General features: G+C 69.6%; 8 protein-coding genes and 2 pseudogenes. 5 read left to right on the top strand and 5 right to left on the bottom strand.

Annotated elements, in window-relative coordinates; genetic code table 11:
• Positions 1-251 precede the first annotated feature (251 nt).
• Positions 252-1,382 carry a glycerate kinase gene (locus B3I25_RS00985; RefSeq protein ID WP_193520023.1) on the bottom strand — a complete coding sequence of 377 codons (1,131 nt, stop codon included), beginning with the start codon at positions 1,380-1,382 and terminating at the stop codon, positions 252-254.
• Positions 1,383-1,560: 178 nt separating this feature from the next.
• Complete coding sequence (locus B3I25_RS00980; RefSeq protein WP_098056084.1) at positions 1,561-2,346, bottom strand: hydroxypyruvate isomerase family protein; 786 nt, start codon at positions 2,344-2,346, stop codon at positions 1,561-1,563.
• Positions 2,347-2,450: 104 nt separating this feature from the next.
• On the opposite strand from B3I25_RS00980, the gene B3I25_RS00975 reads away from it, so the two are divergent.
• From B3I25_RS00975 to B3I25_RS00965, 3 genes are all read left to right on the top strand, one after another.
• Positions 2,451-3,119 carry a hypothetical protein gene (locus B3I25_RS00975; protein WP_286737529.1) on the top strand — a complete coding sequence of 223 codons (669 nt, stop codon included), beginning with the start codon at positions 2,451-2,453 and terminating at the stop codon, positions 3,117-3,119.
• Positions 3,120-3,325: 206 nt separating this feature from the next.
• Positions 3,326-3,502 carry a hypothetical protein gene (locus tag B3I25_RS00970; RefSeq protein WP_197493205.1) on the top strand — a complete coding sequence of 59 codons (177 nt, stop codon included), beginning with the start codon at positions 3,326-3,328 and terminating at the stop codon, positions 3,500-3,502.
• Positions 3,503-3,520: 18 nt separating this feature from the next.
• On the top strand, positions 3,521-3,907 hold the full coding sequence (locus B3I25_RS00965; RefSeq protein ID WP_222119721.1) for an aspartate/glutamate racemase family protein: 387 nt from the start codon (positions 3,521-3,523) through the stop codon (positions 3,905-3,907).
• A 26-nt stretch (positions 3,908-3,933) separates the two neighbouring features.
• On the opposite strand, the gene B3I25_RS00960 is transcribed toward B3I25_RS00965, so the two are convergent.
• Both B3I25_RS00960 and B3I25_RS00955 read right to left on the bottom strand, forming a co-directional pair.
• On the bottom strand, positions 3,934-4,371 hold the full coding sequence (locus B3I25_RS00960) for a DoxX family protein (RefSeq protein WP_064847455.1): 438 nt from the start codon (positions 4,369-4,371) through the stop codon (positions 3,934-3,936).
• A gap of 37 nt (positions 4,372-4,408) precedes the next feature.
• Entirely contained in the window at positions 4,409-5,779 is a 1,371-nt protein-coding gene (locus B3I25_RS00955) for an NAD-dependent succinate-semialdehyde dehydrogenase (protein WP_144998441.1), read from the bottom strand.
• 213 nt (positions 5,780-5,992) lie between these two features.
• Between B3I25_RS00955 and B3I25_RS00950 the strand changes: the two genes are divergently transcribed.
• Together B3I25_RS00950 and B3I25_RS12410 are read left to right on the top strand one after the other, a co-directional pair.
• A complete protein-coding gene (locus tag B3I25_RS00950; protein ID WP_064847457.1) occupies positions 5,993-7,039 on the top strand; it encodes an NAD(P)-dependent alcohol dehydrogenase in 1,047 nt (348 codons plus the stop codon).
• A 209-nt stretch (positions 7,040-7,248) separates the two neighbouring features.
• Positions 7,249-7,392, top strand: a pseudogene (locus B3I25_RS12410) (hypothetical protein); the annotation flags it as partial.
• A 68-nt stretch (positions 7,393-7,460) separates the two neighbouring features.
• Here the strand turns inward: B3I25_RS12410 and B3I25_RS12405 are convergent.
• Positions 7,461-7,712: pseudogene (locus B3I25_RS12405) on the bottom strand (DUF6986 family protein); the annotation flags it as partial.
• Between the last annotated feature and the right edge of the window lie 6 nt (positions 7,713-7,718).

Raw genomic sequence — 7,718 nt, 5'->3', positions numbered from 1 at the left:
CGCCTGCTCCACCGTCGCCCGCACCCGCTCGTTCGCGCGCTCCTCGTCGACCTCCGGGTCTGCGGTCGCCCCGGGCCGGGGGCTCTTGTTCCGGGCGGACTCCGGGGTCTTCTTCTGACGTGAACCGTGCTGCGGGGAGGCATTCGTGGAAGGGGTGCCCTTCCGCTGGCGCGTTCCGGCGCTCGTGGCCGGGCGGTGCGGTGCGTGAGGGGCGGCTCGCTCTCGAGTGCCCGTGGAAATGGAAAGCTCCGTCACTGTGAGGCGATGCGGCGACCGACCTCCCGGAGCAGGCGAGGTGCCTCTCGCATCGACGTTTCTGGGTCCGCTGCAAGCGCACGCAGTTCGTGGACGGCGGCGAACCCCGCCTCGCGAAGTGTCGCGGCATCCAGGGTGGTGCGCCCGCACACGGCCACCACGGGCACGCCGTGGCGCCGCCCCACGTGCAGCACGCCCAGCGGCGTCTTCCCGCCGAGACTCTGCTCGTCCAGGCTGCCCTCGCCGGTGAGCAGCAGGTCCGCGCCGGCCACGGCGGCATCTAGCCCCACAAGGTCGAGCACGACGTCGATCCCCGGCCTGCGCCGCGCCCCCAGCACCGCGAGTCCCGCGTATCCGACGCCGCCCGCGGCCCCCGCGCCGGGGGCATCCGCGGCCTGGCGGGCCGGTTCGCCGAGCGCGTCCGCGAGGCGGTCGCGGAACACGGCCAGGGCGGCGTCGAGGTCCAAGACGTCCTGTTCGGAGGCGCCCTTCTGCGGGCCGAAGACCGTGGCGGCGCCGCGCGGGCCGAGCAGAGGGTTGTCGACGTCCGCGGCAAGCACGAACTCGACGTCCCGGATGCGTGGGTGCAGCTGTGCGGCATCCACGTGATGCAACTTGGCGAGCGCCGCGCCGCCAGGGGGCAGGTCGCGGCCGTTCACGTCCAGCAGGCGCAGCCCCAGCGCGGCGAGCATCCCCGCGCCGCCGTCAGTGGTCGCGCTGCCGCCCACGCCGAGCAGCACGCGGGTGCAGCCGGCATCGAGCGCGGCGGCCACGAGCTCGCCCGTGCCGCGGCTCGTGGCGGTGCGGGGTGCGAGCACGGGGCGGCCGTCCTGGATGGGGAGGACAGCGAGGCCCGAAGTCAACGACATCTCCACCACGGCCTCGTCTCCGCGTCGACCCCACGCGGCGGGGACGGGACCTCCCGCGGGTCCGGTGACGGTGAGGTCGTGGCGCTCGAAGCCCGCATCCAGGGCGGCGTCGAGCGTCCCCTCTCCGCCGTCGGCGACCGGGAGGACCTCCACGACGGCGTCCGGGCGCACCTCGGCGATGCCCGCCGCAAGCTCGGCCGCCGCCTCGTGGGCGGTCACCGACCCCTTGAACTTGTCCGGTGCCACGACGACGCGCACGGTGTCCTCCTTCTGGGGATGTCCGGTTCCGGGACCATTCCAGCACAACGCCGCCCGCGCGGTACCCGCTCGCTCGGTACCTGTTCACGTGGCACCCGCCCGGCGTGCCCGCCCGCTCGGGGCCCGGCCACGCGGTGCTCACCCGCGCGGCCTCTGTGGGTGGGGTCGGTTTGCGGGCTCACGCGCGCCGGTCGCGGGGGAGCCACGCGAAGGGGTCGTCCTGGGAGGGGACGTACTCCAGCGCCACCGGTCCGTGGTAGCCGTGCTCGTGGGCCCGGGCCACCCACCGGAGCAGCGGCAGATCGCCCGTGCCCGGCTCGTGGCGGCCGGGTGCATCCGCGAGCTGGATGTGCCCGAACTCCGCGGCGTGCCGTTCGATCAGGGCCTCGACGTCCTCCCCATTGACCGCCAGGTGGTAGAAGTCCGCAAGCAGCTTCACGTTCGGGCAGTCCACGCGGTCGAGCACGGCCATGACGTCCGCGGCGGTGCGCAGAGGATACGTCGAGGCGCCGGAGAGCGGTTCCACCAGGACCGTCCCGCCGAAGACCGCGACCGCGTCCGCGGCGTACCGGAAGTTCTCGACGGCGGCGTCGTCCTGCTCGGCCACGGGCACGTCCGGCAGGCGGTTGCCGTGAAGGGCGTTGAAGGCCCGGCAGCCCGTGGCCCGGGCCACGCGTACCAGGGAGTCCACGCCTCGCCGGAACTCATCCGTGCGCATTGGGTGGGAGAGGACTCCCCGCTCACCGGCGGGCATGTCCCCGGCAAAGAAGTTCAGGCCCGTGAGCTGGATGTTCGCGTCCTCCAGCGACCGGGCGAAGTCCTCGATCTCCCTCTCGGACGGGGTGGTGGCGGGGAACGGCCACCAGAACTCGACCGCGGAGAAGCCTGCGCGCGCCACGGCGGCGGGGCGCTCCAGCACGGGCAGGTCGGTCAGCATGATCGAGGCGTTCACGGTGTACCGCACGGTGGGCCCTCCCCGGGGCGGTGACGCGGCCGCCCCGTTTTCTTACGCCTTGATTCCATGGAGTGAAATTTGAGTTCTGATGAATGAAAAGTTATCGACCGGGTGTGATGCGCGTCAACCCGTGGTGTGAGATTTGGGAGCTGAACGGTGCGACGTCGTCTCACGGTTTTCTCCAGGACTTCCCCCGCACCACGGAGCAGGCGGGCGGTCGCCCCGAGCCCGGGCGCCTGCACGCACCGCCCGGCGTCCCCCACGAGCCGCGCTCGGACACGAGCAACAGGCTCTACAACGTGGACCTCGCTCCCACCAGCCGTTACGGGCGCACGTGGAGCGCGTACAGCATCTTCACCATGAGGGCCAACGACGTGCACTCCCTGGGCAACTACGGCTTCGCCATCGGCCTCTTCGCCCTCGGACTCGGTGCGTGGCAGGTGCTCACGGTCCTGGGTGTGGGCGCGCTGCAGGTGCTCGCGTCCCTAGCGCTGCTGATCCTGCCGTGGAACCTCTACACCTCGCCCGTGGTGATCGTGTGCTTCCTGGGTGGGCTGGGCGCCGCTGCTCTGGTCGCTCTTCGGGATCATCATGGTGGACTACTGGCTGATCCGCCGCTCCAGCGTGAACGTGCCCCAGCTCTCCATGGACACCCACGACGGCGAGTACGTCTACCGCGGCGGCGTGACCCCCGGGCAACCGGGGCGTTCGTCCCCACGATACTGGCCTCTCTGGCGGTCGCCCTGCTGCCCGTCTTCCAGGCTGTCGGCGAGTTCTCGTAGTTCATTGGGGCCGACCTGGGCGCCCTGTGCTACCTGGTCACCGCCAAGCGCGAGCTCGAGTGCACCGACCAGCACGGTGAGGCCATCGTGGCCGCCACTTCGCACCGACCCTGCGTCTCGCACGAGATCGCGCCCAACGACGCCGCCGCGGGCTCCCTCCCACTTGCCCCGCAGGGTGGAGCACGGCGTCGTCGTGCGAAGGGAACGTGAAGTCCTACCTCGCCGCGGTGGGGGTGATGGACGCGGTGCTGACCTACGACCCGCCCTTCACCCCTGTGATCCAGGCCAGGTTCGGCGAGCACCGGTGGGAAGGTCTGCAGGAGCTCCTCGACCAGCCCGTCGTGGACATCCCCAGGTGGCCGCTTCCATCGCCATCTTCATGAGGCGCAGCTACACCGGGAGTGAGCACCCTGGGCCGCACCGTGCCGCTCATCGAGGACCGGTTGCAGCTGGCCGGGCTGATGAGCGCTGCGCGTCCGTGCGGGCGCCGAACACCTCCGTGCTGGACCTGGAGCGTGATGAGAACGCGGCGGTCGAGACGATCGTCGCTGAAGCGCAGCGGGCCATCGAACAGGGCCGCAGCCGAGGTGGTTGTCCTCGGCTGCGGCGGGATGGCCGCCCTTGAGCACGCCGTGCACGAGCGGTGCGGCGTGCACGTGATGGACGGCGTGGCTGCCGCGGTCACCGTGGCGCAGTCGCTGGTGTGGCTGGGGCTGAGGACCTCCAAGGTCCGCACGTACGCGACCCCTCTGCCGAAGGACCTGAAGGGTTTCCCATTCGGGCGGTGAGGCCGGCTCGCGTCCTGCGCTTCCGACTACTTCCGGGGGAAGCCCCCGGCCCGGAGGGCCGCGGCGATCAAGGCCGGTTGACCGAACAGCCGGGCCAGCCGCTTGGCATCAGTGTCCAGATTGAATGCGTCGTGCCGCTCGGCGTACTGGCTGATGTTGCCGGGGAAGATCGCGGCGTAGAACGCCGCCAGACCGGCGCCCACGGCGGCGCGCTGCCTGGGCAGCGCCAACAGTGCGGCACCAAAGGCGATCTCCACCACACCGGAGGCCAGAACCACGGTGTCCTTGTCCATGGGGAACCAGTCCGGAACCTGCGCCTGGAAGTCCTCCCGGGCAAAGGTCAGGTGGGATATGCCCGCGGTGGACATGAACGCTCCCAGGGCCAGGCGCACTGCCGTCTCCGTCGCAGTGGGCTTGGGAGACGGTGCGGTCAGGGACTGCAGAGCCTTGGTAATGCGAGCCATAGTGCAAACCTCTCTCGTGGTGGGCGCCGGGCGGGTGTCAGCCGGCAACGCGCACCAGCTTGGTGTTGGCGAACTCGGTGAAGCCCCAGCGGCCCAGCTCACGGCCGTAGCCGGAGCGGCGCACGCCGCCGAAGGGCAGGCCCGCCTTCGTCGTCGCGTGCTCGTTGACGTAGGCCATGCCCACCTCCAGACGACGCGCGACTTCCTCAGCCTTCGCCTCATCCTTGCTCCACACGGAGCCGGAGAGACCGAAGTCGGAGTCGTTGGCAATCTCCACCGCCTCGTCCACCGAGTCGTAGGAGTAGATCACTGCCACCGGACCGAAGATCTCCTCCTTGAACGCATCCATCTCCCGGGTCACACCGGTCAGTACCGCCGGGGACATCCACGCCCCGTCCTTATCCAGAGCCCTACCACCGGTGTGCAGGGTTGCACCCTGCTCCACCGCACGCTCGACCTGGGACACGGCGTCGTCACGGCCCTGCACGGAGGACAGGGGGCCGATCTCGGTGTCCTCCGCCAGCGGGTCCCCCACCGGCATGCCCTCGACGGTCTCGACGACCGTCTGCACGAACTCGTCGAACATGCCGGCGGGCACCAGGATGCGCTTGGGCGAGTTGCAGGCCTGGCCTGCGTTGCTCATCCGCGCCGTTGCCACGGTCGTAGCGGTCTCCTTCACGTCCACATCGTCGAGCACGATCAGCGGGTCGGACCCGCCGAGCTCCAGAACGCTCTTCTTCAGGTTCTGCGCGGCCGTGGTGGCCACCGCGGCACCGGCGCCCTCGCTGCCGGTCAGGGACACGCCCCGCACCCGCCGGTCCTCGATGATCGTGGTCACCTGGTCGGTGCTCACGAACAAGTTGATGTAGGCGTCCTCCGGGATACCCGCGGCGTGCAGGATTTCCTCGATCAGCTCACCCGTCCGGGCGCAGATGGAGGCATGCTTGAGCAGAACGGTGTTGCCCAACATGAGGTTCGGGGCCGCGAAACGCGCCACCTGGTACTGCGGGAAGTTCCACGGCATGACACCCATGAGCACACCGATGGGCTCGGTGACGACCACGGACTTGGCGTCGTCACCCACGTCCAGGGTCTCCTCCTCCAGCAGGCTCTCGCCGTGGTCGGCGTACCACTGGTAGATCGATGCCGAGAGTGCGACCTCTCCCTGCGCCTGCGCGAAGGGCTTGCCCATCTCGGTGCTGATCACGCGCGCGAGCTCGTCCCCGCGGTCCTGGAACGCCTGGGCGACACCGGCCAGCGCTTTGGCGCGGTCAGCGGCCGGGGTCTTGCGCCAGGAAGCGAACGCGGTGTCGGCGCGCTCGATCGCGCGGGTGACATCAGCATCGGTGGCCGAGGTGAACTCCTGCTCCACAATGCCGGTGGCGGGATTCTCCGTACGGAAAGCCATGATGACTCCTCACTCATCTCGATGAAACTCATCAATAACAGCGGAGAGGTGCCCGCGGATATTCCCGGCTCCTCGAAACGCCCCGCACGGGGGGGCATTCGAGGATGGGCTGGGCGAGCAACAGCCGGGTCTATGTTGTTCTGTCTGCGGATATGGTCCCCTGTGAAAGGAGTGACGTGACAAGGCCACGGCGGGGGTCTAGAGTCACGGCCCATGACTACCAATGTTGCTGCCTACCAGGCCGTCGCCTCCGACGCCCCGCTGGAGAAGGGCACCATCGAGCGCCGGGACCTGCGCCCGGACGATATCCGCATCGAAATCGAGTTCGCCGGCATCTGCCACTCCGACATCCACACCGTGCGCGAGGAGTGGGGACCGATCGAGTTCCCCATGGTCCCGGGACACGAGATCATCGGCCGCGTCACCGAGGTCGGTTCCGAGGTCACGAAGTTCTCGGTCGGCGAGCGCGCGGGCGTCGGCTGCCTGGTCGACTCCTGCCGCGAGTGTGAGTGGTGCCTGAAGGGCGAGGAGAACAACTGTCCGAAGGCCGTGGGCACCTACAACGGCAAGGACCGCTTCGACGGGCGCCCCACCGACGGCGGGTACTCGACCGAAATCCTCGTCTCCGAGGCCTTCGCGCTGCACATCCCCGAGAACCTGGACCCGGCCGCGACCACGCCGTTGCTGTGTGCGGGCATCACCACGTACTCCCCGCTACGGACATGGGGCGTCACCGAGGGCTCCAAGGTGGCCGTGGTGGGCATGGGCGGTCTGGGCCACGTGGCCGTGAAGCTCGCCGCCGCCATGGGCGCGGAGGTCACCGTGATCAGCCAGACCCGCTCCAAGGAGGAGGACGGCCGCCGCTTCGGCGCCACCGACTGGATCGCCCGCAAGGAGGATCCCGAGGCCCTCAAGAACCACAAGGGCGAGTTCGACGTCATCATCAACACCGTCTCCGCCCACGTGGACGTGCAGGAGTTCATGGCCACCCTGCGACCGCACGGTGCCATGGTCCTGCTGGGGCTGCCCACCGAGGCCCTGGAGGTCAGCGCGGGCTCGCTCATCGGCGGCCGCAAGTCCCTCACGGGCTCCAACATCGGCGGCATCCGCGAGACCCAGGAGATGCTGGACTTCTGCGCCGAGCACGGTGTCACCGCGGAGATCGAGCTGATCAGCGCCGAGGACATCAACGAGGCCTACGACCGCGTGGTGGACTCGGACGTCCGCTACCGCTTCGTGATCGACGCGAAGACCATCTGAACACCCGCGCAGCACGCACAACGCCCCGGACCACTACGGCCCGGGGCGTTGTGCGTGCACGGGCCGTGTCCCGCCCTCGTGTAGATTGTGGAGCCGCTCCCGTCCGCTGAAAGCACTCCTGAACACGGGCCTGACACGTTGACAGGGAAAGCACCACGACGCAGTCCGCCGGCACCGGATCGACCTCGACCACCCGGGGCAAACGTCAGATGCGGTTCCTGACGGTGGGTGGCATCTGCTACCTCACCACCATCGGCATCAACGTCCTCCTCAAGTGGGCGGTGCTGGAGGAGAAGCCCACCACTGCGCTGCTCATCGCCACCACGATCGCCAGCGTGGTCTCCTGCTCGCCGAACAAACGGTGGACCTTCAGCTCACGGGGGAGCAGGCACCCGGAAGTGGAGGCGTTCGTGTCCTCGACCGGTTCGGTGCGCAGCTTCTTGTGGACGCGGGCCACGAGATCGGGTGCCGCCGCGTCGTCGACCCCGGCGAGCTCGGCGAGGGCCGCGAGTCCGCCCGCCTCCTCGGCCGCCGAAGCCGCCGCGACACCCCAGTCGCCGGGCGTCTGCTCCATGACGAGGTCCGCCAGGACGTAGCACGTGTGCACGGGCTGGCGGGTCCCGGAGTCCCCGGGGAGGAACCGTGCGAGGTCAGCGTCCGTGCCCGCGAGCAGCAGGTC

It is taken from the genome of Kocuria sp. UBA1838 (assembly GCF_002338785.1).
Classification (GTDB): Bacteria; Actinomycetota; Actinomycetes; order Actinomycetales; family Micrococcaceae; genus Kocuria; species Kocuria marina.
The sequence above is the reverse complement of the archived record's forward strand: the minus strand, read 5'-3'. Positions and strand labels throughout refer to the sequence as shown.

Excerpts from the sequence above, each read along its gene's own strand:
- B3I25_RS00960 (WP_064847455.1), bottom strand. The coding sequence starts at position 4,371 with ATGGCTCGCATTACCAAGGCTCTGCAGTCCCTGACCGCACCGTCTCCC.
- B3I25_RS00955 (WP_144998441.1), bottom strand. The coding sequence starts at position 5,779 with ATGGCTTTCCGTACGGAGAATCCCGCCACCGGCATTGTGGAGCAGGAG.
- B3I25_RS00950 (WP_064847457.1), top strand. The coding sequence starts at position 5,993 with ATGACTACCAATGTTGCTGCCTACCAGGCCGTCGCCTCCGACGCCCCG.